The sequence below is a fragment of the Streptomyces noursei ATCC 11455 genome (assembly GCF_001704275.1).
Lineage (GTDB): Bacteria > Actinomycetota > Actinomycetes > Streptomycetales > Streptomycetaceae > Streptomyces > Streptomyces noursei.
In genome coordinates, this window is sequence record NZ_CP011533.1 from 3671786 (window position 1) to 3698349 (window position 26564).

At 69.7% G+C, this 26564-nt stretch carries 21 protein-coding genes and 1 pseudogene; 7 read left to right on the top strand and 15 right to left on the bottom strand.

The genetic code is table 11. The annotated features are described in order from the left end of the window. Nucleotides 1–82: 82 nt before the first annotated feature. Nucleotides 83–1480, top strand: coding sequence for an amidohydrolase family protein (locus SNOUR_RS15220; protein ID WP_312632577.1), 1398 nt, complete (start codon nt 83–85; stop codon nt 1478–1480). 64 nt (nt 1481–1544) lie between these two features. Here the strand turns inward: SNOUR_RS15220 and SNOUR_RS15225 are convergent, their stop codons facing one another. From SNOUR_RS15225 to SNOUR_RS15250, 6 genes are all read right to left on the bottom strand, one after another. Then, complete coding sequence (locus SNOUR_RS15225; protein WP_067347261.1) at nt 1545–4085, bottom strand: SpoIIE family protein phosphatase; 2541 nt, start codon at nt 4083–4085, stop codon at nt 1545–1547. A 279-nt stretch (nt 4086–4364) separates the two neighbouring features. Continuing rightward, a complete protein-coding gene (locus SNOUR_RS15230; RefSeq protein ID WP_067347263.1) occupies nt 4365–4826 on the bottom strand; it encodes an ATP-binding protein in 462 nt (153 codons plus the stop codon). A 237-nt stretch (nt 4827–5063) separates the two neighbouring features. After that, on the bottom strand, nt 5064–5492 hold the full coding sequence (locus SNOUR_RS15235) for a (deoxy)nucleoside triphosphate pyrophosphohydrolase (protein ID WP_067347265.1): 429 nt from the start codon (nt 5490–5492) through the stop codon (nt 5064–5066). Between the two features lie 63 nt (nt 5493–5555). Further along, a complete protein-coding gene (locus SNOUR_RS15240) occupies nt 5556–5735 on the bottom strand; it encodes an SPOR domain-containing protein (protein WP_039633125.1) in 180 nt (59 codons plus the stop codon). A 236-nt stretch (nt 5736–5971) separates the two neighbouring features. Continuing rightward, nucleotides 5972–7654 carry an APC family permease gene (locus SNOUR_RS15245; protein ID WP_067347267.1) on the bottom strand — a complete coding sequence of 561 codons (1683 nt, stop codon included), beginning with the start codon at nt 7652–7654 and terminating at the stop codon, nt 5972–5974. A gap of 343 nt (nt 7655–7997) precedes the next feature. Then, entirely contained in the window at nt 7998–8747 is a 750-nt protein-coding gene (locus SNOUR_RS15250) for a GntR family transcriptional regulator (protein ID WP_039633129.1), read from the bottom strand. Nucleotides 8748–8965: 218 nt separating this feature from the next. Between SNOUR_RS15250 and SNOUR_RS15255 the strand changes: the two genes are divergently transcribed. Next, nucleotides 8966–9727 carry a PIG-L deacetylase family protein gene (locus SNOUR_RS15255; protein ID WP_067358332.1) on the top strand — a complete coding sequence of 254 codons (762 nt, stop codon included), beginning with the start codon at nt 8966–8968 and terminating at the stop codon, nt 9725–9727. A 347-nt stretch (nt 9728–10074) separates the two neighbouring features. Here the strand turns inward: SNOUR_RS15255 and SNOUR_RS15260 are convergent, their stop codons facing one another. Continuing rightward, the gene (locus SNOUR_RS15260; RefSeq protein WP_067358334.1) at nt 10075–11751 is read right to left on the bottom strand and encodes an SWIM zinc finger family protein; all 1677 of its coding nucleotides are present in this window, start codon (nt 11749–11751) and stop codon (nt 10075–10077) included. A gap of 1261 nt (nt 11752–13012) precedes the next feature. Here SNOUR_RS15260 and SNOUR_RS15265 point away from each other — a divergent pair. Next, the gene (locus SNOUR_RS15265) at nt 13013–13393 is read left to right on the top strand and encodes an AbiJ-related protein (RefSeq protein WP_067347269.1); all 381 of its coding nucleotides are present in this window, start codon (nt 13013–13015) and stop codon (nt 13391–13393) included. Nucleotides 13394–13771: 378 nt separating this feature from the next. Here the strand turns inward: SNOUR_RS15265 and SNOUR_RS15270 are convergent, their stop codons facing one another. The 3 genes from SNOUR_RS15270 to SNOUR_RS15280 form a co-directional block, all read right to left on the bottom strand. Next, nucleotides 13772–14185: a DNA-binding protein gene (locus SNOUR_RS15270; RefSeq protein ID WP_067347271.1), complete on the bottom strand. Its 414-nt coding sequence runs from the start codon at nt 14183–14185 to the stop codon at nt 13772–13774. After that, entirely contained in the window at nt 14167–14451 is a 285-nt protein-coding gene (locus tag SNOUR_RS15275) for a hypothetical protein (RefSeq protein WP_006138089.1), read from the bottom strand. The genes SNOUR_RS15270 and SNOUR_RS15275 overlap by 19 nt, the downstream gene beginning before the upstream one ends. Nucleotides 14452–14971: 520 nt before the next feature. Further along, entirely contained in the window at nt 14972–16900 is a 1929-nt protein-coding gene (locus SNOUR_RS15280; protein ID WP_067347273.1) for a P-loop ATPase, Sll1717 family, read from the bottom strand. 212 nt (nt 16901–17112) lie between these two features. On the opposite strand from SNOUR_RS15280, the gene SNOUR_RS15285 reads away from it, so the two are divergent. Together SNOUR_RS15285 and SNOUR_RS15290 are read left to right on the top strand one after the other, a co-directional pair. Further along, complete coding sequence (locus tag SNOUR_RS15285) at nt 17113–18927, top strand: hypothetical protein (protein ID WP_067347275.1); 1815 nt, start codon at nt 17113–17115, stop codon at nt 18925–18927. Then, a complete protein-coding gene (locus tag SNOUR_RS15290; RefSeq protein ID WP_067347277.1) occupies nt 18924–20099 on the top strand; it encodes a serine/threonine-protein kinase in 1176 nt (391 codons plus the stop codon). Before SNOUR_RS15285 ends, SNOUR_RS15290 begins: the two co-directional genes overlap by 4 nt. A 121-nt stretch (nt 20100–20220) precedes the next feature. Here SNOUR_RS15290 and SNOUR_RS15295 read toward each other — a convergent pair whose 3' ends face one another. From SNOUR_RS15295 to ychF, 3 genes are all read right to left on the bottom strand, one after another. After that, complete coding sequence (locus tag SNOUR_RS15295) at nt 20221–20475, bottom strand: Txe/YoeB family addiction module toxin (protein WP_009321768.1); 255 nt, start codon at nt 20473–20475, stop codon at nt 20221–20223. After that, nucleotides 20472–20753, bottom strand: coding sequence for a type II toxin-antitoxin system Phd/YefM family antitoxin (locus tag SNOUR_RS15300; protein ID WP_067347279.1), 282 nt, complete (start codon nt 20751–20753; stop codon nt 20472–20474). The genes SNOUR_RS15295 and SNOUR_RS15300 overlap by 4 nt, the downstream gene beginning before the upstream one ends. A 198-nt stretch (nt 20754–20951) precedes the next feature. Next, a complete protein-coding gene (gene ychF / locus SNOUR_RS15305; RefSeq protein WP_067347280.1) occupies nt 20952–22040 on the bottom strand; it encodes a redox-regulated ATPase YchF in 1089 nt (362 codons plus the stop codon). Between the two features lie 655 nt (nt 22041–22695). On the opposite strand from ychF, the pseudogene SNOUR_RS48325 reads away from it, so the two are divergent. Continuing rightward, a pseudogene (locus SNOUR_RS48325) lies at nt 22696–22989 on the top strand (DUF6542 domain-containing protein); the annotation flags it as partial. Nucleotides 22990–23047: 58 nt separating this feature from the next. Here the strand turns inward: SNOUR_RS48325 and ppgK are convergent. Both ppgK and SNOUR_RS15315 read right to left on the bottom strand, forming a co-directional pair. Next, nucleotides 23048–23989, bottom strand: coding sequence for a polyphosphate--glucose phosphotransferase (gene ppgK, locus SNOUR_RS15310; protein WP_067347282.1), 942 nt, complete (start codon nt 23987–23989; stop codon nt 23048–23050). A gap of 73 nt (nt 23990–24062) precedes the next feature. Further along, nucleotides 24063–25064, bottom strand: coding sequence for a 4-hydroxy-3-methylbut-2-enyl diphosphate reductase (locus SNOUR_RS15315; RefSeq protein WP_079143428.1), 1002 nt, complete (start codon nt 25062–25064; stop codon nt 24063–24065). Nucleotides 25065–25139: 75 nt separating this feature from the next. Here SNOUR_RS15315 and SNOUR_RS15320 point away from each other — a divergent pair, with 75 nt between their 5' ends. Next, nucleotides 25140–26525, top strand: coding sequence for an APC family permease (locus tag SNOUR_RS15320; protein WP_079142657.1), 1386 nt, complete (start codon nt 25140–25142; stop codon nt 26523–26525). The last annotated feature ends 39 nt before the right edge of the window (nt 26526–26564 follow it).

Consider the following 26564-nt stretch of genomic DNA (forward strand, 5'->3'; position numbering starts at 1 on the left):
TGACGCCACGTCGCATGACTGGAAACCCTCTTACGGCGCATTCGAACAGCCGCGGTATAAGAACGGAATGAATCTTCCAAGTATGAGCCGGCGGCGCGTCCTGGCCGGCCTGAGCACCGTTCCCCTGGCCGCCGCCGCCGGCTTCCCCGAGCTCGCCCAGGACCGCCCCGGCCGCCCGGCGGAGGACCCCGGCCACCGCCGCACGACCCTGCTGCGCGGCGCGGACCTGGTCCTCACCATGGACCCCCGCCTGGGCAGCGGCCCCCTGGGCCAGCTGGAGAACGGCGTGGACGTGCTGCTGCGGGACGGCACCGTCGCCGCGGTCGGCCACGGCCTGGCCGCCCCCGACGGCGCCCGTGTGCTGGACGCCCGCGGCAGGATCGTCCTGCCGGGCTTCGTCGATCTGCACAACCACCTGTGGCAGTCCAGCATCCGCGGCGGCTGCGCGGACGAGGGCCTCTACGGCTGGATGAAGGACTGCAACCGCGCCACCCTCCCCAAGATCGATCCCCAGGACATGTACCGCTTCGTCCACCTGGCCGCGCTCGACGCCCTCCAGGCGGGCGTCACCACCGTCGTCGACTGGGTGCACCCCATCCCCTACGACACCAGCGAGCGCTACATCAGGGCACTGGACGACGCCGGGCTGCGCTTCGTCTACGCCTCGGCCCAGAGCGCCGCCGACGCCCACCTCATCCCCAAGATCAAAAAGGACCTCCTGGACCCGCTCCCGCTGGCCTCCGTCCAGGTGTCGGCCCACGCCGGGATGTCACAGCTGGCGAACCTGCGCACGCTGCACGCGCTCGCCCGGGACCTCGGCGTGATGCTCAACTCCCACGTCCTGGAGAACCGCGGCGACCGCAAGGACGACCCGATCCGCTCGCTGCGCGAGGTCGGCGCGTTCGGCCCGCGGCTGCTGATGAACCACGCGATCCACCTCACCGACGAGGAGATCGCGCTGACCGGCGAGCACGACGTGCGGATCGCGCACTGCCCGCTGAGCAACATGCGGCTGGCGTCCGGCATCTGCCCGCTGCCGGCGTTCCACCGGCACGGCGTCAAGGCCGGGCTCGGCCACGACGGCGGGACCAACGACACCTCGGACATGTTCAACGTGATGAAGGCGGCGGTCGGCCTCCAGCGGGCCCGCCACGAGGACGCCGCGATCCACCCCACCATCCCGGCGGTGCTGCGGATGGCGACCCTGGGCGGCGCGGAGGCCATCGGGATGGCGGACCGGGTCGGGTCGCTGACACCGGGCAAGCGCGCCGACGTCGTCGTCCTCGACCCCGGCACCCTCAACTTCGCCCCGCGCTTCGACTGGACCAGCCAGATCGTCCTCAACGGCCAGCCGCCGAACGTCAGCGAGGTCTTCGTCGACGGCCATCTGCGCAAGGCCGGCGGCGCGCTGCTGCACGTGGACACCGCCCGCGTCGTCCGCGAGGCCGAGCTGGCCGCCGCCCACGTCCGCACCGCCTGAACCGCCCCACGGCGCCCGGGTCCGTCCACCCGGGGTCCGGCCCCGGGCGGTGTCCCGCGGGCCCTCAGAAGAGGCTCAGCAGCGCCTCTGCCGGGTCCATCGGCGTCGCGTCGCCGTCCGGCAGGGCGAGCTCGAACCAGACGGTCTTGCCGCGCGGGGTGCGCCGGCTCCCCCAGCGCTCGCTCAGCAGGCCGACGAGCTGCAGACCGCGGCCGCCCTCGTCCGTGTCCCGGGCCCGCCGTCGCCGCGGCTGGGCCAGATCGGCGTCCCAGACCTCGCAGACCAGCGTCCGGTCCAGCAGCAGTCGCAGCCGGATCTCCCCGTGCCCGTGCCGCAGGGCGTTCGTCACCAGCTCGCTGACCAGCAGCTCGGTGGTGTCGACCAGGGCCTGCAGCCCCCAGTCGTTCAGCTGGTCGCGGGCCAGTTCCCGCGCCCGGGCGACCGAACGCGGCTCCGGCGCCAGGCTCCAGTCGCCCACCGCGTCCTTGGGCAGCCCGTGCACCCGGGCCATCAGCAGCGCGATGTCGTCCTCGCCGTGCGAGGTGTCCAGGGCGCTCAGGACGTGGTCGCAGACGTCCTCCAGCGGCCGGCCGGAGTCCGACAGCGCCCGCCGGAACGCCTGCAGCCCCTCGTCCAGCGGATGGTGCCGGGACTCCACCAGGCCGTCGGTGTACAGCGCGAGCAGCGCGCCGTCCGGCACCTCGACCTCGATCTCCTCGAACGGCTCCCCGCCGACGCCCAGCGGCATCCCCGGCGGGACGTCCAACAGCAGCGCCTCCTCGCCCTCCTCGACCAGCACCGGCGGCAGATGCCCGGCGTTGGCGAAGGTGCACACCCGGGTGATCGGGTCGTAGACGGCGTAGACGCAGGTGGCGAGGTAGACCTCGGAGAGGTCGGCGGTCCGGGCCGAGCGGCCCTGGGCGGCCCCGCCGGACGCGGCGCCCGAGCGGCTGCGCGCGGCCCCCCGGTCCCCGCTGCCGCCCAGCCCCCGGGCGATCTCGTCCAGCGCTCCGAGCACCTCGGCCGGCTCCAGGTCCAGCAGCGCCAAGGTCCGCACCGCGGTGCGGAGTTCGCCCATGGCGACCGCGGCCCGCAGGCCCCGCCCCATGACGTCGCCGACCACCAACGCGGTGCGGTGCCCGGGGAGTTCGATGACGTCGAACCAGTCGCCGCCGACCTCGGTGGCGGTGGTGCCGGGCAGATAGCGGCAGGCGATGTCGAGGCCGGCCGCCTCGGGGTCGCCGGGCGGCAGCAGGCTGCGCTGCAGTATCAGGGCCCGCTCGTGCTCCCGGCGGTAGAGGCGGGCGTTGTCGATGCAGACCGCGGCCCGCGCGGCCAGTTCCACCGCCAGCGCGGTGTCCCGCTCGCCGAACGGCTCGCTGCCCTTCGTACGGGAGAACTGCACCAGGCCGACGACGGTGTCCCGGGCGACCATCGGCACCGCGAGGGTGGAGTGCACCACCGCGCCCAGCTCCGGCCCCTCGTCGCTCTCCCGGCCGGGGATGATCTGCGCCTGGGCGGTCCGCAGGGCGGCCGCGCACGGGGAGTTGAACGGGTAGCGGTGGACCGCGCCGACCGCGACCGGGTCCTCCTCCGGCGTCTTGCCGGGGAGCGGGGCGTCGGAGACCGCGCTGGCGAAGGCGACCCGGCGCAGCTCCGCGCTGCCGTCGCTCATCCCCGGCTGCTCCTCGTCGCCGGCCAGCAGCCCCTGGTAGAGGTCCACCGACGCCAGGTCGCAGAACTGCGGTACCGCGACGTCCAGCAGGGTGCGGGCGGTGGTCTCCAGGTCGAGCGAATTGCCTATCCGGGCACCGGCCTCGTTGAGCAGCGCGAGATTGCGGCGGGCGTTGGCCGCCTCGCGTTCGGCGCGGCGGCGGCCGGTGACGTCGGAGGCGAGCGCGGCGACGCCGATGGGACGGCCGCTGGCGCCGTGCAGCCGGTACAGCGAGACCGACCAGCGGCGGCGGTCCTCCTCGCCGGGGACGCGGCCGACCAGTTGCATCTCGCTGACCGGTTCGCCGGTCTCCAGCACCCGGCGCAGCGCGACGGTCATCCGCTCGGCCTCGGGGCGGGGCAGGAAGTCGTGCGGTGTGCCGCCGCGGTACTTGCCGGCCGGGCCGCCGAAGACGGTGGCGAAGCGCTCGTTGACCCGCAGCAGCTTCAGGTCGGTGCCGAACAGGGTGAAGCCCATGGGGGATTGACCGAAAACGGCCTGCGCGGCGGCGAGGTCGGTCTCGATGCCGCGGAGCGCCCGGACGTCGACGACCAGGCAGACCGCGCCGCGTTCGCCGTCCTCGTTCTCGGCCGGCATCACATAGATCTCGGCGAGCCCTTCGGCCGCGCCGCCCGCTTCCCTGCGGTAGGGCACCAGACCGGTCCACTCCCGGCCGTCGAGGATCTCGCACACCTTGCGGCGCCCGGTCTCCCGGAACTCGCTGGGGACGAAAGCCTCGACGGGGTCCTTGCCGAGGGCGTGGCGGGCCGGGATGCCGAGCATCTGCTCGGCCCGCTCGCTCCACTGGTCGATGTGCCCGTCGGGCCCGAGCGAGAACGAGGCGACCTTGATGTAGTCGTAGATCGATCCGGGCCGGCTGCTCTGCCACACGGGCGCGCCCTGCGGCTCGCGGGCATGGCGACGTTCGCCAGGGTCCACCGGACCGACCGCACCGCCCCGGCCACCGTCCTGCGCAGGTACCACCCCGCCAGATGACTTCTCGCTCACGAGCCCCGTCCCCTCCAGCTCATCGTGCCCGGACCGGACCTGCCGAGTATTCCAGCACCTCGGCTATCCGGAACACGGTCTTCACGATCACAGCACAGTCTCGATCGCAGGCCATCTACAAAATGTCGATGAAATGGCAACGATCAGGACTCCTCATGAGTCCTAACCAGCCACAGCCAGCTCGAACCACACTGTCTTGCCGCTCTTTCCCTGCCGGGTGCCCCAGCGCCGCGAACTGTGCGCGACCAGCTGGAGTCCGCGTCCCCCCTCGTCGTCGGGGGCGGCGTTACGGGTCCGCGGCGGGTCGGGCAGCGGATCGGAGACCTCAACGAGCAGCGCCCCGGCGCCGAGCAGCACCATGCGCACGCCGATGGGACCGCTGGCATAGCGGAGGGAGTTGGTGACCAGCTCGCTGACCAGCAGCACCGCGACGTCCGCGGCGCCGTTCAGCCCCCAGTCGTCGAGCACCTGACGGACCATGGTGCGGGCGGTGCGCACCGCGCCGGGATCGGCGGGGAAGCTCCATTCCGCGCTCGGTGCACCGGAGATCCTGCCGCGCTTGCGGACATCGGCGGGGTCGGGATCCGGGGCCTCTGCCGCTGCGCTGTCACTCACGCCGATCACTTCCCAGGCCGAGGGGTCCCCCGTCGTACCCGACCCACGCCGAACGGGGCCAATCAGGACATACCCGATATCGAGCGGCAAGTACCGCCTTCAACCGTGCACTGTGGCACAAATGGCCCATATCCCGGCAAAGTGTCGCCGTGTCGCGCACACCCGCGGAACGGCGGAGCCCGACGGCCCACCGCGAGCGCCACCGGCCCGCGCCCACGAAGGCACACCGGACGGCGCCCCGGCCCGCTACAGCCGGGCGCCCGGGATCCCGACCGCGGGCCTGGAGCCCAGCCGGCGCATCACCTCGGCGACCGCCGGGCGGTCCTGGTCCAGCCAGTCCACCTCGCGCTCCTCGCCGGGCCGCAGCCAGCGCAGCTCGTCGTGGTCCTGGAGCGTCTCCGGCCGGCCGGAGACCAGCCGGGCGGTCCACACCTGGAGCACGAAGCCGGGCCGCAGCACCCACTCACCCGGGATCCGCTCCACGGGGGCGACGTCCACGCCCAGCTCCTCGCGCAGCTCGCGGACCAGCGCCTGCTCCGGCGTCTCGCCGTCCTCCACCTTGCCGCCGGGCAGCTCCCAGCGGCCGGCCAACGCGGGCGGCGCGCTCCGTCGGGCGGCCAGCAACCGCCCCCGCTCACACACCGCACCGCCCACCACTACGCGCACCGTCGTCATGCGCGGCAGCCTACGTCCCCCGCCGGACTCCCGCTCCCCGCTCCGCTCCCCTCATGCCACTCCTTACGAGGCCCCCTGCCCGACCCGCTCGACCACGTAGAGCCGCTGATTGCCACGGGTGTCCAGGCGCTCGGCGACCCGCTCCGCCTCCGCTCGGGTGGCATAGCGGCCGACGCGATAGCGGTTACCGCCTTCGTCCTGGCGGATGACGAGCCAGGGCAGCGCGGTCTCGTTATCGGTCATTGCGCCCCTCCGTCCGCCGCGCAGCGCGCCGCGGCGGCGCGCCCCTCCTGTGCTGATGCCGAAATCGCAATCCGCATATGCCCGAGCCTACGCCCGACCTTCACGCACCGGTTATGGATTTACACAAAGAGAAACCGAACCGGCCACTCGCGGGCCCTGGGTGCACCAGGGGCGGCCCGCGAGTGGCCGGTGAAGGTTTGTGCGCTGAGGGAAGAAAGCGCGCCGCGAACGGCCGCTCAGGCGGTGGTCGGGGCCTTGTCGCCCTCGGCCTCCCCGGCGCTCTCCTCCGCGGCCAGTTCGGCCTCGACGGCGACCAGCGAGGGGTTGCGCCAGGCGCTGCGCACGCCCCAGTAGTAGAAGGCGAGCGCGATCACCGCGACCACCGCGAGGTCGAGGCCCGGCGGCAGGTAGCCCTTGCCGCCGAACTCCTTGCCGCCCAGGTAGGAGACGGCCGCCATGACCACCAGGTAGACCACCATCCAGGCGCCCGCCTTCAGGTGCGGCAGCAGCTCCCGCAGCGGGCTGCGGCCCTGCCTCCACGGCCGGACGATCTCGTACCACGCCCAGACCGGCAGGCCGATGGCCATGATGAAGATGACCTTGCCGGTGAGCGGCCACTTACCCCAGTACAGGACCAGCGAACCGAAGATCATCGCGATCGGCGCGATGACCGGCATGGCGCGCAGCTTCACCGGCCGCTTCATCTGCGGCGCCAGCCGCCGCAGACCCATCACCGCGACCGGCCCGGTGATGTACGAGATGACGGTCGCGACCGAGACGATCTCGGCGAGCGAACCCCAGCCGCGGAAGACCGCGAGGAACATGAACGCGACGACGAGGTTGAGCACCAGCGCCGGGCGCGGAATGCCGGTCTTGGCGTCCACCTTGCCGAAGACGCCCGGCAGGTGACCGTTCTCCTGGACACCCTGGATCATGCGCGAGGTGGTGGCGGCGTAGATCATGCCCGTGCCGGACGGCGAGACGAACGCGTCCGCGTACAGCAGCAGCGCCAGCCAGTTCAGACCCCAGGCGAGGCCCAGCTCGGCGAGCGGCGAGTGGTAGGACAGACCGCCCCAGCCCTTGCTCAGGTCGGCGGCGGGCACCGCGAAGAGGAAGGCGACCTGCAGCGCGAGGTAGATGACCAGCGCGATGACGATCGAGAAGGCGACGGCCTTGGGCAGCGAACGGCCCGGGTTGCGCGCCTCACCGGCGAGGTTGAGCGGCGACTGGAAGCCGTTGTAGGCCCAGACGATGCCGGAGAGCGCCACACAGCTGAAGACCGCGCTCCAGCCGTTGGGGGCGAAGCCGCCGGCGCGCTGGATGTTGCTGGTGTCGAAGTGCGCGAAGATCAGGGCGCCCGCGGTGAGGATCGGCACCACGACCTTGAAGACCGTGATCGCGGTGTTGGTCTTGGCGAACAGCGAGACCGCGAACCAGTTCATGAAGAAGTAGAAGATCAGCAGGACGCTGGCCACCGCGACACCGGAGCCGGTGAGCTCCGTGCCGTCGTACAGCGCCTTCGCCCAGCCGAACTCCCAGGAGCTCATGTACTGGACCGAGGCGGTGGCCTCGCCCGGGATCACCGAGACGATGGCGATCCAGTTGGCCCAGGCCGCCAGATAGCCCGCGAGCGAGCCGTGCGAGTACTGGCCGTAGCGGACCATGCCGCCCGCCTTGGGGAACATCGAGCCGAGCTCGGTGTAGGTCAGCGCGATGGTCAGGGCGACGACCGCGCCGATGACCCAGGCGATGATCGCGGCCGGACCGGCGATGGCGGCGGCGCGCTCGGCCCCGAACAGCCAGCCGGAACCGATGATGGACCCGAGACCAGTGGCGGTCAGGGCGATGGTCCCGAGGGACCGACGGTAATTCGACGAGTGCGAGCCCTGCTCCGCACTCGTCGTCTTCGTCGTGGTCACGTGCTGGTCTCCTGATCTTCCCCCGTGCCGTGCACAAACTTCGCCATCGTATGAGCGAATCCGAAGATCCGGTTCCCACACCGGCCAAAAAATCCCGCCGAGTTGAGCCTCTGTGAGGTTTCCAACACCGATATCCGGACGACTTTCTGGAGCGAACTCCCGCAAATCGGACAGCAAAGTCGGCCGAATGTCATGCCCAACAGACTTTGCGGATAGCGCAGGATCCCCATACCGGCCGTCGACTTGACGAACACAGGGAGTGCGCAGGGCGCTCACCGGCCCCCGGAACGCCCCCGAAGACCGCCGCCTTCCCCGCCCCACCGGCGGCCGGGCGACCGACCGGTCACTTCACCGGCAGGTGGTAGGCCACCCGATGGCGCGCCGCGAGCGCGATCACGTCCGCCGTCTCGACCGGCCGGCCGCCCGCGAAGTACGTGCGCGAGATGACCAGCACCGCATGGCCCGGCACCCCGCCCAGCGCCATCGCCTCCTCGGCCAGGCCCGGCCGCGCCCCGACCTCCTCGACGACGTTGTCCACCACCACGTCGATGGCCGCCATCCGCTCGACCACCCCGCGCCCCGCCAGCGGGCCCTCCTCGGGCAGCATCACCGGCGTGCGCCCCGTGATCTCCAGCGGCTCCCAGGAGGTGGAGAGCATCGACGGCTCCCCCTCCGCGCGGAACACGTACCGCGTGCGCATCACACGGGCGCCCACCGGGATCCGCAACCGGGCCGCCACCGCCGAACCGGCCGCCTCCTGCTCACTGTTGGACTCCCAGGTGCCCCGCACCCGCTCGTCCGTCTGCTCCTGGCGGAACGGCGTGCACCCCAGGGTGTGGTAGCCGCCGCGGGCGATCCGGCGCGGCACCGGATGCTCCCGCACATACGTCCCGGACCCGGACCGGCCCTCCACCAGACCCTCGGCCATCAGAACCTTGCGCGCCTCCAGCGCGACGGTGTCCGAGACGCCGTACTCCTCACGGATGCGGGCCTGGGAAGGGAGCCGGGTGTGCGGGGCCAGCACCCCGTCGACGATCTTCTGACGCAGGTCACCGGCGACGCGGAGGTACGCGGGCTGCTCACCGAAAGGCACAGGCCCCTCCCAACAGCTTGACAGTCAGCGACAGCGTGGCAACCGCGCGTCGCCGACCGCAAGCTCTGGCCAAATCTTCACTACCGGCAATGAATGCAGCTCAACGCCGCCTCATGTGCCCACCCCATCCGCACCGAAACACCCGTTCCACCACGGTCCGTGGCTGTCTGTCCGTGACCGGCCGTGCCACCATCGTCACCGACCAGAAAGGGGCCGCGATGCCGACCGAGAACGCCGCCGTCAGCTCCCTCCGGCCGATGCCCGACGACTGGCAGCGGGCACTGGCCGTCGTCGCCCACCCCGACGACCTCGAATACGGTGCGGCGGCCGCCATCGCCGAATGGGCCGACGCCGGCCGGGAGATCCGCTACCTCCTGGTCACCCGCGGCGAGGCCGGCATCGACGGCCTGGCGCCGCCCGCGTGCGCTGCGGTCCGCGAGGCCGAGCAGCGCGCCGCCGCGGCCCATGTCGGCGCGCACACCGTCGAGTTCCTCGACGGCCACCGGGACGGCGTGATCGAGGCCGGCACGGCGCTCCGCCGCGACCTGGCCGCCGCGGTCCGCCGACACCGCCCCGAGCTGCTGATCACCCTCAACCACCGCGACACCTGGTTCGGCACGCAGTGGAACACCCCCGACCACCGGGTGGTGGGCCGCGCCGTCCTGGACGCCCCGGCCGACGCCGGCAACCGCTGGATCTTCCCCGAACTCACCGACGCCCAGGGCCTCGCCCCCTGGTCCGGCGTCCGCTGGACCGCCGTGGCCGGCTCCCCGCGCCCCACCCACGCCGCCGAAGTGGGCCCCGGCATCCCCCGCGCCGTCGCCTCCCTGGCCGCCCACACCACCTACATCAAGGCGCTCACCGCCCCCGACCAGGACCCGCACGCCTACGCCCGCGACTTCCTCGACCGCTCCTTCGCCAGGGCCGCCGCCCGCCACCACGGCCGCCCCGCGGTCCTCTTCGAGGTGTTCGGGCACTAGCGCCTGTCCGATGGGTCAGGGTCGGCAAGGCCGTGGCGTCTGGTGCGGTGCATCGCAAGGTGCCGGAGCGGCTCGATAGCGGAGTTATTGGGGCGTTTCGGCAACGCGGCGAGGTGCCGTACCAGACGCCACGGACCCGGCCACGACCCATCGGACAGCCCTAGCGGCCCCCACCGGACCAACGGAAACGGAAGGGGCGGGACGCCCCGGCGTCCCGCCCCACTCACCCTTCCCGGTCCGATCCAGCACGTGTCCAGCGGTCGGCGATGGCCGCTGCCATGCCGCTCACGGAGCGAAATCCGGCGGCGGGGAAGTATGGCGCGGGGGCCTCCGCGGCGTCGCCCGGTTCACAGATGGTGCTCGTCCATCAGGCGCATCAGGTTCCGCTTGCGTTTCTGGGCGGTACGCAGGGCGGTGACGTATCCGGTGAACTCCTCCGGCGATTCCAGGCGGCGGTGGCAGTCCCGGATGCTCAGGAGCAGGCTGACGAGCTGTTCGTAGATCGCGTTGCCGGTCTGTGCGGTCAGCGGCTCTACCAGGCGTAGGTAGACGCCGAGCGCGTCGGTGGGGCGGGTGGCTCGGGCGTGGTCGGCGAGGGTGAGCCACTGTCGGTCATCGGCACCGGTCTCGGTGGCGGCCTGCCAGGCGGCGTCGACGTCCTTGTCGTCGAGCAGGGCGTCGACCAGGGCAGGACCACCACACCGGCCCGGTTGCCGCTGCTCCGCGTCGGCACGCAGGAGGGCCAGCGCGCCCTCGCGCTCGGCCGGCCAGCAGTCCGCGGCCCGGGCGGCGGCACGCAGCTGCTGGTACGTGAGCAGGGTGCGGCGGGCGCAGAAGTGATCGCGACGCAGGGCGACGGCCTCGGCGAGCCGCTCCGCCTGTGTGTAACGGTCGCAGAGATGGTCGACGAGGGCGGTGTCGACCGCGGCGAGGTCCCTGGCCTCCCGGATGCCGCGCTCCGCCCAGCACAGGGCCTCGGCGGGGCGCCGGGCGGTGTCCAGCTCGCGAGCGATGACCAGATGCGTGTGCCCGTTCGGCGCGAGGTCGGCCGCATAGACGGCGATCACTGCGTCGACGTCGCCTCCCGCCTTGGCCAGACGCTCCATCAGATACTTCTCCGCCCAGCCACGGCGGTTGCCCTGCCACGCCTGGACCGCCAACTTCCGCAGGACGACCAGCCCCTCCGTGCCGAGCACGTCCGCGTAGTCGAGCGGATCGATGTCGGTGAGACCGTCGTCCGACTCGCCGAGCGCATGGCCGATCAGCCAGCGCGCGAGCTCCTCCGGATCGGGGCGCGCCGCACGGCACGCGGCGAGGTGGGCGTCGGCGAGGCCGGCGCCCACCTCGCCGAGCCACCCGTCGGAGTCGTCGACGCTCTCCACCGCCCCGGCCAGCAGCTTCATCGCCTCCCGCACCAGGATGATCGCGTCGGCTGCCCGTCCGGAGCCGGTGAGCCCGCCGATCGCCGACACCGCCTGCCCGGCCTGGTCCGCATAGGCGCGGGCATCGGCGTACTCGACGTACCCGTACTGTGCGAACGGACCGATGTCGAGCAGTTCCCGGATGCGGGCCCGGACCGAGGCGATATCCCCGCGGGCGCTCGCGGCACGCAGCTCCAGGCGGCGCCGCAACCGCCGGTCCTCGCCGACCTGTTCCCGCACCAGAGCGAGCAACTCGTCCTTCGACAGGGCACACAGCCATGTGTCGAGGTCCAGTGCCCGGTCCCGCGCCGCCTTCCGCTGCCGCGGCAGGCTCTCCGGCCGGGCGAGCACCGTCAGGCCGAGAGCGACCAGGTGCTTGCAGAAATTGCCCTCCCGGCCATACGGGCAGTCGCACTCGCCGGACAGCCCGCCGGGCCCGTCCAGGAACAGCTCCACCTCATACCGCTCCGTGCCGTGGACGCTCGCGGTGACCCATCCCTCACCGACCTCGACCCCGGACACCGCATCCAGATACCCGCGCCCGCGCTCGAAGGAACGGGCACCAGCCAACATCTTGAGGTTCGCCTCGGTGAGGCCGCTCATGGTCTCCTTCACCCTGCTCCTGGTCCTGTTCACTGCACGAGAAGAGCCCCCATGCCTCATGAGGCGCTTCCACGCTACTCAGATGACCCCATGCTCGCGAACGTCGGCAGGAACCCGACCTCGCTCGTTGACCTCGAAGAAACCCAACGCGGCGCAACGAGGACACGCATACACACCGATTCGCTTCCCTGGCCGTACCTCGACGCAGAGAGTCAGCTCCACTACAACCTGCACCGTTGTTGCGACGCGGAGACCACGCGCTACACCGCGCCGCATCCCTGGCCCTCGCGCCGGAGCCCACCCTCTTGACCTACGTCCACAGTCCGCACACTTGGGCGGACCCCTCGGTCTCTCCCTCGACCACATCACCGTCTACCGGGAGCAGACCGGTCACCCTGGGAGTCAGCGCATCGAGATCGGCTCCACTGTCTACGACGCCTGAACCATCCTGACGCCAGGTCAGAACATCCGGTACCGATCCAGCGCGGGATCGAAGAAGGGGTTGGGCTCCCAGGAGCCCAACCCCTTCTCACCAGCATGTTCGCCACGCCGACAACGTGGTGCCATGCCATCCGCTCAGACGTTGCAGCGGGATTCCACCACAAGGCTCTGACCTGCGGAAATGCAGGCGGATCCCAGCACCGTCCCAGCACGGGAATCGCTGCAAAGTACAAGTGGGCTCAGGGCCGCCAACGCTACACAACCTGGTCGACCCACGAACTGAGATCCGACGGACTGCGCAAGTAGTGCGTCGGCGAGACGCATGAGGTTGGCCAACGCGGCGGCGATGGGGACGGCCTCGGGGTCCAGCAGCGATTGATGGACGGCACCGCGCAACGCGCCGACGATCAGCATCGCGGTCGCGGGCACATCGACACCGGTCGCCCCTCCGCGGTCCCGCTCTCAATCCTGCGGCGCAGGTCGCGATGGAGGACGGCCATCTGGTCACGCAGGAACGGTGCAGGAAGCACCACCTCGAACGTGAGTACGTACAGCGCGCGCATCTGGTGCAGTTTGCGGCTCCAGCTGGTGCGCAGTTCATCGAAGAAGCGGTGCAGTCCTTCGGCTCCGGTCCGGTCGCCGACCGCCGGCGTCAGGGCTCGTTCGCGCGGCCCCGCGACCGCCGCGAAGGCTCGGCAGGCGCATCACTGGCACGCCATTCTGTTGTCATGACGCACCCTGGCCAGGACGACTCAGCAAGGATCACAGCGGTGACACGGCGCGATGTCTTCGACTTGCTACGCGCTACGGAGGGCGGCTGGTGGGACGCCTGGACGAAGTCGCCTTCCTGGGCGGCCTGTACGACCTGGACGCCCTCCCATCAACCGACTCGCGCCACCCGACCGCCCGCACCGACATCATCCAGCACCGGTTCAACAACTACGACTGCGAGGACGATTGGGTCTTCGAGGACCCGCGGTTTGGGCTTCTCGATGGCCCGGACGAGGTGCTGCTGGCATTCCTCGCACGGCTGGTACATCCCGAGGTACGCCCCGACGCCGACGAGGCGGCCAGGCGCGTCGATGAGCTGAACCGGCTTCTGGCAGCGGATGGCTGGGCGCTGCGCCCTCGAGACTTCGTGTCCGGGCGGCCCGTCTATGCACCGCTTCCAGAGAGCGCCGTCACTCCGACGGCCGCCTGACCGAATACATCACAGCAGTACGCGACCACACCACATCACTCCCGCCCGGGCAGGAGCGGACCGAGATCGAGGCGTGGCTCGCGTTCGCGGACGCGCACCTCCAAAACCTCACCGAATCGGTATCAGCGCTGAAACTGCCCACGCCGCCGAAGCCAAGCGGCGACGACCGCAAGCCCTTCCTCGGTCACTGGAGCCCCTACGGGCCCCGCTCCTATTGAGCCTTGGCTCCGCCCGCGACCTACGGAATTTCACCAGGCGGAGGAGCGGCAACATAGCGGCGGATCGCCGGATACCGAAGCTGGTGGTCCGCCGAATACTGGTAGCTCCACCGCCACTCACTGATCAACCGTCGAAAGGCAGAAGCCGGACCAGGGGAAATCACACCGCCACGAGCCGGACCCGCTCGCCGCACAGCTTGGCCATGTCGTCAATATCGGAAGTCAGCATGACCACGGGGCGGTGCTGTCGCAGTGCGGCCTCGGCGACGGCCGCATCGATCGCGTACTTGTGTCCGTCCAACCTGGCATTCATCAGCAACTTCGAGGCAGCCCTCGCCTCCTCGTCACCGACGGGGACGACTCGCAGCCCGGAAAGCACCCAGTTCAGGTGGGACTTGTTCGTACGGGCGTGGACGGCTTCGATGATGGTGAGCGCACTGATCACGACCTCCATGCCGCGCGAGCGCGCCTCAGCGATCAGAGCCACCACCTGCTCGTCGTCGGCGAGTAGCTTCGAGAACCCCTCGCTGTCGAGGACCAGCGTCCCCTCGTGACTCAACCTGCGGCGGGCCACTCGGCCTCCTCGGCGAACACCTCGTCGAAGACCTGCCGCGCCCGCTGACGAGCCGGCTCGGAGACCGGCCCCTTGCGGCTCTCGTAGTCCGCCAGGTACTCGTCCAGGACCTGCCCGCGCAGCTCACGCTCGACCGCCTCGGCGATGAATGCGGAGAACTCCCGCTTGCCCACCCGCGCCCGGATCGCCTCCGCAGTCCCCTCCGGCAGCGACAGACTCACCCGCGTAGCCGGGCCTTCCCCGATGCTGTACGTCGTCTCAGCCATGCCCCCGATTGTGTCAAACGAGTAGGAAAAGTGCCACGTCCGCACTACCTTCACAGCTTGGTCAGCGCCCTGCTCGCACAAATCCCAGCACGGGCACCCTCATCCCATCCCAGCGCGATCCCAGCACGGTAGGGATGAGCAGGGGCGAGGACAGGTGACGAGGGGTCAGCTATCCCAGCACCATCCCAGCACGGGAAAAAACTAAGGGCCGACCCCGAAGAGCCGGACCCTCTCTGACCTGCACATTTGCCAGATCAGCGACGGGGTGATAAGTCAGCCGCTACACGTTGAACCGGAACATTTTGCGCAGAGCTCCCACCTGCGGAAACGCCGTTTTGGACGGGGTCATCCCAGCACAATCCCAGCACGGGAGATCCATCCCAGCACCAGCGGACGCAGACGCCCCTTGGCGCCACAACGAGGCTTGTGTAGCCGTGGCCCCTCACCCCAAGCCGGCTTCGCTCGTCCAAGCCTCGTTGAGACGGACCGTGACGCCCGGACCGCCTTCCGGCGTACTGCGTCACCCAGAGGAGTCAGAGTCTCCACCGCCGGCCGCCCCACCCAGCACCCGCTCAAGCCTGCGCGCCTCGTCGGCCAAGCGCAGAGTGACAGCCTCGCTGCCATAACCCTCGTGGGCGAGATGGCCGGCGAGTGTCTCCAGGAGGGTGATGCCGGAGCGCACCCGCGCCTCGACACCTGCGCCCTCCCCTGCGAGGGCATGGTCCTGCCCGCGCAGTGCCGACAGAGCGAGTCTCGTTTCCTCGCGTACATCGACCGGCAGTCCCGATCGCCCAAGGTGGCGGAGTAGACGCTGCATCACGCGATCTACCTCCTCAAGGAGGCGCACATCGCGATCAACGGTGAACCCTGCGTCCGTCACGGCGATGTTACGCAGAAAGCTGGTGTGCGTGCCGCTCGGCAGCGGGGTCTGCAGGGCTAGGTCCGCCGCCGTCGATCTTGCCGTAGTGCCCTCCCTGCAGTTCAGTGCTTGGCGGAAACAGGGATGGACGTGGAGATCGTCCTCGTAGAGTTGGACGGGCAGCGATGTTGAACCCGCATACGCGACGCTGTCGCCCCGCCGCACACCGAGGAAACCGACGGCGAAGAGGGCCGCCACCATGGCTTGTGCGGTGAGGTGTTCCGTGTAGGCGGAGTGCGCCTCGTGCAAGTTTGTGTGGATGGCCGAAAAGCGCTCGCCGAACTCCTCCCGGGAGACACGAGGTTCGCCGTTCTCGAACAAGGCGAAGACTTGGCGCAGAAACGGAAATCCGACGTTGTATTCCCTGGCAAGATCCTCCAGCTTCCACTGCGAGAAGCGCTTGGTCGCAGCCAGCACATCGGACTCGCGCACCGTGCTGTGCCCCCGTTCCCATGCGACGTCACGGCAGAGGGTGAGGAATTGGATGGCGTCGCGCGGGCGAGGCAGGCAGTGACGTTCAAGATAGTCAGCCGTCGGCTCGCCGCAGACGGAGCTGGGGAAGACATCGCCCCACAACTGCTCATGGCTGAGCTGTCGCCTCAAGGAAACAGAGGCTCGGGCGAGTGCCAAGCGACGCAGGGCCTCCGGGGTCCAGGTGATCTGCATCTCCTCACTGCGGAACTTGTCACCGTCCGCGAAGTTGAGGGTGTCGTAGATGTCGGAGCGGATGAACAGCACGCAGCGAGCCGACGTGGCATAGGTCCTTGCGAGGTGCTTGGAAGCCAGAAGCAGCCCAGTGACCAGGGCATGGCTGTCGGGGTCCGCCTCCCACACCAGTTCCAGCTGGTCGACAAGAATGAGCAGAGGCGGGTGCCCGTCAGTGGCACAGTCCAACACTCTTTGAGCCGCTAGGACGCCGGCCTCGAGCGCGTCGAGTTGGTGCATCGCGCGGGCGCCCTCGGAGCCGAGCCCGGCTGTGCCGTCGCCAGTCGCCACACTGGCCTCGATCCCGAACATCTTCAGGGACAGTGTCGCCGACTGCAGGCGACTCGTGCCACGCCTGAGCCTGTCCGTGAGGCGTGCCTCGTGCTCCTCGCCGTTGATCCGCAGAAATTCGCGCAGCGCGCGGACCGGCGCGGGTTGCCGTAACGACCGGCTGTGCCGGGCGCGCGCATGGTCGACGACATACCGGGCGACCTGTACAGCGAACAGATAGCGCCAGATCAGCGACTTGGCGGTGTCCGACGTGATGCCCTGAAGATCGAACCGGCGGATCTCATCGCCCGCAGCGCTGTCCGGCATGATCTCGGCCGTCGGACCGGGATACATGCCCCCGTGGGCGAGTTGAGCGCAGATGGCACTCTTACCCGAACCCTTTCTGCCAATGACCAGCGACTTACGCCCGTGGAGTGCCGCTTCATAGGCGAGCGTCCGCTGGAAGCCTTGCCTCAGCAGGCCATCGGCGAAGTCATGTTCGGCGTCATCACGCCCAAAGAAGAGATCACGTACGGGCTGGTGCACCTGATCCACGATGTCTGCGACTCCTCCTGTGCCGGTGGCTCCTTGACGGGTGCCGCGGCTGCCCCTGCGGTACGGATCCGCGCCGACAGCCCGCCCAGATTAACCGTTCATAAGCCCAGTGGCGCAGGCGTACGCATAATGAGCAAGACAGACGCGAGTCTTATGCGATGCCGAGTGAGGAGCCTCGTCGACGGAGGCATCATCCAATTCCGGGGGACGACGTGGAAGAGTACGGGGACACGGAGGCGCCTCTCAATGAAGTCGCGGGAGCGTTACGCCGGCTGGACGGAGATGTCGACGCCCTGGGAACGCGGGTCGAAGCAGTGCAGGGCAATGTCACAGCGCTACGAGGCGAGCTGCGGACCATGGCCTCTGAACTCGGTGACGTCTCGCACACCATCGACCGGGTCGAAGGTTCCGTACGTCAGCTTGAGCATAAGTTAGTTGAGTTCACGGATCAGTACACCAGAGATCAGGTCCGGGCGCGTGCTGAGGCAGAGTTGGCCCGGCTGACGACTGAGTGGCACGCACGGTTCGAACAGCGCCGACAAACACGCGCCCTGGCTCACGGACTCGTCCACGCGCTGACGAAGGACGCTCTGGAGAAGGGCATGGTGGACAAAGACCTGGTAGCCGCCTGCGCCCAGGAACGCATGCTCATGGACCGTGGATTCTGGCTCGGCCCGGCGGTGGTAGCTCTCGCGGCCCGCCATCTCGACAAAGAACCACAGATGCACCGTGCCCGGGCTCAGGCGTACTCGATCGACCAGGCCCGTGCCAACCTCTTCTTCACCTTGACCTGTACACGCCTGGGCGAATTGGACGAAGCCGCCCGCTGGATGGACCGCTATCTGCAGTCACTCGACCCCTACGCCTTGGACGAGGACTTCCACGTCGTACTCGACGCCGTCGCTTGCAACGAGCTGGGGGCACAAGCACATGCATACACCCGGCAGGCAATGCGGCAGTGGCTCAGCCGTCTTGAGCTGGCGCAGGCGACCACACTTGAGACTCAAGTCGCCCGTCACATGGGTGACTTGGGGAAGGCCCTGCCAACACAGCGATACCAGGAACTAGGCAGCTTGTGCACCGACGGTTGGGATGGCCTGCGCAGCGGCTGGGAGTGGGCGACCGTCCCGAAGGCCACGCTCGCCCATCTGCGCCGCGCCTTCCCCGGTGACCTAGACGACGGTCCGGCAGGACACGTCGACAGCGCTCTCGACGCGCTCATCGACCGACATGACACCGACGAGGCACAGCTCGCGTCACGCATCCGCTATCTCGAACTCGTCGTCGAGCACAGTGGTGACGAGAAGACAGCACGCCAGGAGCACACGGCACAGCGGAACGCCGCAAAGCCGGTGAACCTCCGGACACTGCTGGTGAACGCTGTCTTCATGCCGGAAGCCGTGCATCTTGGAGAGGAGGCACGCTTGTTGGCACTCCGTGCAGTGTGGCCCCACGTGCTGAACTCGTCCGAAGCCTACGTGCAACGCTCCCGGTCACTACTCCCCCGGCAGATCGACGTCAGCTGGGGTGAGTGGAATCGCCCGCTTCCCGCAGACCCGACCGCGCCCGTCCCAGAACAGCAACTGGTCGACGAAGTGCGGGAGCTGATAGAGGAGCGCACCCATCAGAAGGTCGAATCCGTCCGGCTCAATCGGTTCCGGTTCCTCGCCGCTGCCGTGACGACCGTGGTGGGCGTGATCACGGCGTTCCTCCTTCCACAAGGCGTACCGCGGGTCATCGCCGCCACACTCGCAACCGCTGCCGTCATTCTGACGATCGCCGAGTGGCGGCGAGTCCCGGCACGCAAGCAGGAACTCAGCCGTGAAGGCCGAGACAGTGCCCAGACCGCCGCCGCCGTCCTGAACCAGGCGTTGACCCAACGCGTCACGTTCTTCACTACATGGCATGAGAACCTCGATGTTGCTCCCCAACTGGCAACCTGGGCGAACCAGGCGTGGCGGCGCGAGGCGGGTGTGCTCGAAGGAGGCACTCGGGACGCAAGCAGCGACAACAGGGAGAACGAATGATGATGGGTCCCCGCGACGGCCGCCGCTTCGTCGGTCTGGGCGGCCGCTTCGAACTGGTCGACCACATGGGTAGCGGCGGATTCGGAGACGTTTGGCGTGCCCGCGACGCGATGCTCGGCCGCGAAGTAGCTCTGAAATTCCTCGCCTTAGACAGGCTGGCGGGGCCGCGGCCGGATCCGGAGCGGGTCCGGCAAATACGTGAGCGGTTCGCGCGCGAGAGCCTGATCGCTGCCAAGGTCGACAGCCCGTATGTCGCCAGCATTTACGACTGTGACATGGACAACGAGACGCCATTCCTCGTCATGGAATACGTGGACGGTGAGCCGCTGAACGCCCATGTGGGCATCACCCCCCTACCACTGGCACGTACCTGTCGTTGGAGCGGTCAGATTGCCCAGGGCCTCGCCGCCGCTCACGACCAGAGCGTCGTCCACCGTGACATCAAACCCGGCAATGTGCTCGTGCGGGAGGCCGACAGCGACGTACGCCTCGTCGACTTCGGTCTGTCCCGTTTCGTCGACGCTACCGAGACACGCAGCGCGGCTGGCACACCGCTGTACATGTCACCCGAGCGGTGCCGCGCCGAGCCTGGCGACGAACGCAGCGACCTGTACTCACTCGGCTGCGTGATGTACGAAATGGTCACTGGATGGCCACCATTCGGCGACACCCGCGCCGATCCCGTCGCTCTCACCCAAGCCCACCAGAACAAGGCGCCCACGCCGCCGCGAGCGCGGGTGGCAGGAGTGCCACCGACACTCGAAAAACTGATCATGACACTACTCGCCAAGGATCCCCAGCACCGGCCCCGCAACGCGCGCGCGGTCGTCCATGCGATCAAGGAGATCGAACAGGACCTCGACGCTTCCGGAGCAGAGCAACGTGCTCACGGCCCCGCACCGGGCTCGGACGCGTCCGGCAACGGCTTTGCGGATCAACTCAGCGCTGCCGAACTCACCGTACGGCGGCTTATCTGGAAGCACGGCCAAGACCATGCTCTGGTCATCACAGCGCGCATGGAACTTGCCGACCTCACCGGGCATAGCGGTGACGTGCGCGGAGCCGCCGAACTGTACGACCGTCTCGGTCAGGACTGCAGCACCTGGTTCGGTCCGGGGCACAGTCGCACGCTCGACGCCTTTGAAGGTATGGCGCGGTGGGTCAGCGCTTAAGGCGAGGAAACCCAGAGCACTGCCCTCGGATCCCGACCTTCCCCTCCGGAAACCTCCCCCTCGATCGCCCCCAGCATCAATCCGGCACGAGAGCGGCAACCCAGCACGGATGGCCCCGCGGTCAGTAGTGATAGCGCGCCGCGAGGATCACGATCTCTTTGTCCGTGACCAGGTATACGAGGCGGTGTTCGTCGTCGATCCGCCTCGACCATGCCCCAGGCAAGTGGTACTTGAGTGGCTCGGGCTTGCCGATCCCCGTGAAGGGATCGCGCTTGACGTCCTCGATGAGCTTGTTGATCCGAGCGAGCATCTTGCGGTCGTTCTTGAGCCAGGACGTGTAGTCCTCCCAGCCCTGATCCTCGAAGACAAGCCTCACGCAGCACCCTCAGCAGGATCCGTAGCATCCGGATCGATCAGCTCGCGCTCCGAGACGTTGATGTCGCCCAGGGCGTTCTCGTACGCCTTGAGCAGTCGCCGCGCGTTCGCAGGGGAACGCAGCAGGTACGAGCCCTCGCGCAGTGCCGCGTAATCCTCGGCCGAGACGAGCACAGCATTGCCGTGCTTGGAGACAATCTCGATGGCCTCGTGATCGTCATTGACCTTCTTGATCAGTGGAAAGAGAGCCTTGCGGGCTTCGCTCGCAGTTATCGACATGAACTGACCCCCTACCTCGAGTGGTACTGAATAACGTACCACTCACGGCCACCTCAAGCGAAGTCAATAAGTGACGATCCGTCATGAAACCCAGCACCATCCCAGCACGGGAAACAGCAGGGGGTCGACTCCTTGAAGAGTCGACCCCGTTTTACCTGCATGTTTGCCAGGTCGCCAACGTGGTGTTATTTCATCCGCTCACACATTGAAGCGGAACTCCACCACGTCCCCGTCCTGCATGATGTATTCCTTGCCCTCCATGCGGGCCTTGCCGGCGGAGCGGGCTTCGGCGACGGAGCCGGTCTCGACCAGGTCGGCGAAGGAGACGACCTCGGCCTTGATGAAGCCCTTCTGGAAGTCGGTGTGGATGACTCCGGCGGCCTCGGGGGCGGTGGCGCCCTTCTTGATCGTCCAGGCGCGGCTCTCCTTGGGACCGGCGGTCAGGTACGTCTGCAGCCCCAGGGTGTCGAAGCCGACGCGGGCGAGGGTGGCCAGGCCGGGCTCCTCCTGGCCGACGGACTGCAGGAGTTCCAGGGCCTCCTCGTCGTCCAGCTCGGCGAGGTCGGCCTCCAGCTTGGCGTTGAGGAAGATCGCCTCGGCGGGGGCGACCAGGGCCCGCTGCTCGTTCTTGAAGTCCTCGTCGGTGAGCTCTTCCTCGTCGACGTTGAAGACGTAGAGGAAGGGCTTGGTGGTGAGGAGGTGCAGGTCGTGCAGCAGCTCGGTCTTCTCCGTGCCCTGGACGTAGCCGGCGGCGAAGAGGGTGCGGCCCTCCTCCAGGATGGCCTTGACCTCCTCGACGGCCTTGACCTTGGGGGCCACGTCCTTCTTGATCCGCGACTCCTTCTGGAGGCGCGGCAGCACCTTCTCGATGGTCTGGAGGTCGGCGAGGATCAGCTCGGTGTTGATGGTCTCGATGTCGCTCTTGGGCGAGACCTTGCCGTCGACGTGGACGACGTTCTCGTCCTTGAAGGCGCGGATGACCTGGCAGATCGCGTCGGACTCGCGGATGTTGGCGAGGAACTTGTTGCCCAGGCCCTCGCCCTCGGAGGCGCCCCGGACGATGCCGGCGATGTCGACGAAGTCGACGGTGGCGGGCAGCACCCGCGCGGAGCCGAAGATCTCGGCGAGCTTGGTGAGGCGGGCATCGGGGACGCCGACCACGCCGACGTTCGGCTCGATGGTGGCGAACGGGTAGTTGGCCGCCAGCACGTCGTTCTTGGTCAGGGCGTTGAACAGGGTCGACTTGCCGACATTGGGCAGACCGACGATTCCGATCGTGAGCGACACGGTGGCGACTTCCCGGAGCTGGAGGTGGGCGAAGGGCGGGCCGCTTCCCGGATCCGGCCGGTGGGACCGGGCCTGGCCGAGGAGGGCCGATCCACCAGTCTACTGGGCGGGCCCCGCCGGGCCGGGCGGACCGCACGCGGCGCCGGGGAGGGCGCCCGCCGCGCCGCGTGCCCCGGTGGCGTGCGCCGGGCCGCCTAACAGTGCCCCCAAGGGAGGTCAAAGCGCGTGTCCCATGACCGATTAATCCCACTTAGCGGCCTACCGTTGCCGAGTGGAGCAAGACGTGGAGCAATACACGGAGGAACGCGAAGCGCGCACGGCCCCGTGCGGTCGGCCGCACGACGGCGGCCCGGACCCGGGGCGGGACGCCCGGCTCCCACGCCCCGCGGAGGCCGTGGGACCCGATCCCGACGACGCCTTCCTGTCCGCGATGCGGGCGTCGGGCTATGCGTCGGTACCGGCCGGCACCGAGGTCACGGCCCGCGGCTACGCCCCCACGCCGGCGGAGTTCCGGGCGTCGGCCGTGCGGGCGGGCGAGTGGATGCCGCGGCCGGCCGCCGGGCCGCCCACCGAGGGCGAGGAGGTCGCGGCCGTCTACCGGGCGGGCCCGCGGCGTCCCCCGGCGCCCGCCCCGGTGGCCGGGCTGCTCCGCCGGATGCCGGCCGCCAAGCTGACCGGCCTCGGCTGCGGGCTGCTGGCCACCGCCGCGCTGCTGGCCTTCGGGTTCCTGGACCGCTGGCTGTTCGGCGGCACACAGACCGCGTACGGGGTGTTCTTCCTGCTGGTCAGCGTGGCGGCCGGGGCGTGGGTGCGGCCCCTGGACCTGGTCGCGGCGCCGGTCGCGCTGCCGATCGCGTTCGCCGTCGGCACGCTGCCGGTGCAGCACGGTCCCGCGGGCCTCACCGGGCTGCTGATCGGCGTCTTCACCGTCCTGGCCCTGAACGCCGGGTGGCTCTACGGGGGCACGCTGGTCTGCGGGCTGCTGGTGCTGGTCCGTAAGGCGCTGCTCATCGCCGGCCGTCGGGCCAGCCGACCGGTGAGTCGACAGCGGCGCTCGGGGCCCGGTCCGCGGGCGTCGGCCCCGGGGCCGGACGGGTCCGCGCCGCGGGCCCCGGACCGTTCCCGGCCGGGGAGCCGCCCGCGGCAGGCGGCGCGCCGGTAGCGGGCGCGGCCTGGGCGGCTCCGGTGGAGCCGGCGGCGGAGGGCCGCGCGGCCATGGCGGCCCCCACGATCCCCGCGTCGTTCTGCAGCCGCGCCGGCACGATCTCGGCCCTGATCCCCTCGATCAGCGGCAGGAACTTCTCCGCCTTGCGGCTCACCCCGCCGCCGATCACGAACAGGGCGGGCGAGAAGAGCATCTCCACGTGGGCAAGGTACTTCTGGACCCGGTGCGCCCACTGCTGCCAGTTGAGCTCCTCGTCCTCCTTGGCCTTGGTGGAGGCACGCTTCTCGGCGTCGTGGCCGTGCAGCTCCAGGTGGCCCAGCTCGGTGTTGGGGACCAGCCGGCCGTCGATGAAGACGGCGCTGCCGATGCCGGTGCCGAAGGTGAGGACGACGACCGTGCCATTGCGGCCCCGGCCGGCGCCGAACTGCATCTCGGCCAGGCCCGCGGCGTCCGCGTCGTTGAGCAGGGTGACCGGGCTGCCGCCGGTGTCGCCGCCGAGCCGGCCGGTGAGCAGCGCGGCGGCGTCCGTGCCGATCCAGCGCTTGTCGACGTTGGCGGCCGTCCTGGTCGTCCCGCCGGTGACCACACCGGGGAAGGTCGCGCCGACCGGGCCGGTCCACCCGAAGTGGTCCACGACCTCCCTGACGCAGTCGGCGACCGCCTCGGGGGTGGCCGGGTGCGGCGTCAGTACCTTGTAACGCTCGTCGGCCAGCTCGCCGCGTTCCAGATCGACCGGGGCGCCTTTGATGCCCGATCCGCCGATGTCCACACCGAAGACCCTCATGAGAAAAGGCTAGGCGCGTACTCCGCCCGCCGCTCCCGGTATGGCGGGACGGCGGGCGGGCGACGGTGGTCGATCAGTCCTCGACGGCGGCCTTGGCCTCGGCGCGCAGGTCGCGGCGGAGCTCCTTGGGCAGCGAGAAGGCGATCGACTCCTCGGCGGCGGTGATCGTCTCGACGTCGTCGAAGCCGCGGGCGGCCAGCCACTCCAGGACCCCGTCGACCAGGATCTCGGGGACGGAGGCGCCGGAGGTGACACCGACCGTGGTCACGCCCTCCAGCCAGCTCTCGTCGATCTCCTCGGCGTAGTCGACCAGGTAGGACGCGGTGGCGCCGGCGCCGAGGGCGACCTCGACCAGGCGCTTGGAGTTCGAGGAGTTCCGGGAGCCGACGACGATGACGAGGTCGGCGTGGGCGCCCATCTGCTTGACCGCGATCTGACGGTTCTGGGTGGCGTAGCAGATGTCGTCGCTGGGCGGCGAGAGGAGGTTGGGGAAGCGGCCCTTGAGGGCGTCGACGGTCTCCATGGTCTCGTCCACGGAGAGCGTGGTCTGGGAGAGCCAGACGACCTTTTCCGGGTCGCGGACCTCGACGTTCGCGACGTCCTTGGGGCCGTCGACGAGCTGGATGTGCTCGGGGGCCTCGCCACTGGTGCCGATGACCTCCTCATGGCCCTCGTGGCCGATCAGGAGGATGTCGTAGTCCTCGTTGGCGAAGCGGACGGCCTCCTTGTGGACCTTGGTGACCAGGGGGCAGGTCGCGTCGATGGTGGCGAGCTTGCCGCGCGCGGCCTCCTCGTGGACGACGGGGGCGACGCCGTGCGCGGAGAAGATGACGATGTTGCCCTCGGGCACCTCCTCCGTCTCCTCGACGAAGATCGCGCCCTTCTTCTCCAGGGTCTTCACCACGTACTTGTTGTGGACGATCTCGTGGCGCACGTAGACCGGGGCGCCGTACTGCTCGAGGGCTTTCTCGACGGCGATCACGGCGCGGTCCACGCCCGCGCAGTAGCCGCGCGGGGCGGCGAGGAGGACCTTGCGGCTGGGCTGCGGACCGGGAGTAGCAGACATGGGTCCCATCGTACGGCCGCGCCCCGGCAGGGGGTGATCGCGGCGGTGGCCCAGACTGGTGCGGAGCACGGGTGAGGAGGCGGGATGCCGGGTATGGACGGCGCGACCGTTGGTGAGAGGGCGCACGACGACACCGGAGCGCTGCGCCGGACGCTGTCGTTCCGGGATCTGGTCGTGTACGGGCTGCTGTTCATCGCCCCGATGGCGCCGGTGGGGATCTTCGGCACCCTCCAGGCCACGTCGCACGGCGCGATCACGGCCGTCTACGTCGTCGCCACGGTGGCGATGGCCTTCACCGCGTATTCCTATGCCCAGATGGTGCGGGTCGTCCCGAAGGCCGGCTCGGTCTACGCGTACGCCCGGGTCGGCCTGGGCCGGGGCGCGGGGTTCGTCGCCGGATGGATGGCGATGTTGGACTACCTGCTGATCCCGGCGGTGGCGTACCTGTTCTCCGGGATCGCGCTGCACGCCCTGGTGCCGCAGGTGCACCAGTGGGTGTGGACGGCGGTCGCTGTGGTGGTCACCACACTGCTGAACCTCTGGGGGGTGCGGACCGCGGCGGTGGTCGGGTTCGCGGTGCTGGCGCTGGAGATCGCGGTGCTGGTGGTCTTCGTGGTGGCGGCGGTGTGGGCGCTGGCCGCACACGGGGCGCAGCGCGGCTGGGCGGTGCCGCTGACCGGGGAGGGCGGCTTCTCGCTCGACGCGGTGCTGGCGGCGGTGTCGGTGGCGGTGCTGTCGTATCTGGGCTTCGACGCGATCGCGTCGTTCGCGGAGGAGGCTTCCGGAGGTTCGCGGCGGGTGGCGCGGGCGGTGGTGACGTGCCTGGTGGTGGCCGGGGTGCTGTTCGCGGTGCAGACGTACCTGGCGGCGCTGCTGGCCCCGATGAGCGCCGCGGAACTGGCCGCCCGTCCGGGCGAGCAGGGAGCCGCGTTCTATACGACGGTGGACTCCGCGGTGGGCGGCTGGCTGCACGACCTGGTGGCGGTGAGCAAGGCGATCGGGGCGGCGTTCGCGGCGCTGGCCGGGCAGGCCGCGGCCGGCCGGCTGCTGTTCGCGATGGCCCGGGACCGGCGGCTGCCGGGGGCGATGGCGAAGGTGGACGCGGGCAGCGGGGTGCCGCGCCGGGCGCTGCTGGGGGCGGCACTGGTGACGCTGGTGGCGGCGGTCTGGGCGGCCGCCCGGGACGACGGTCTGGACCGGCTGTCGTCGATCGTGAACGTCGGCGCGCTGAGCGCGTTCGCGCTGCTGCACGCCTCGGTGATCGGGTGGTTCCGGTTCCGCCGGCAGGGGGCGCCGCCGAGCGTGCTCCGGCATGTGGTGGTGCCGCTGCTGGGGCTGGCGGTGGTGGTCGCGGTGGTCGTCGAGGCGTCCCCGACCGCGCAGATCGTGGGCGGCGTCTGGCTGTTGGTGGGTCTGGTGGTGCTGGCGGTGCAGTACGCGAGGGCCGGCGCCGGTCCGTCCGACGCGTGAGGCCCGGCACTGTCGGTGGCCGCCGCTACTCTCGCTCGT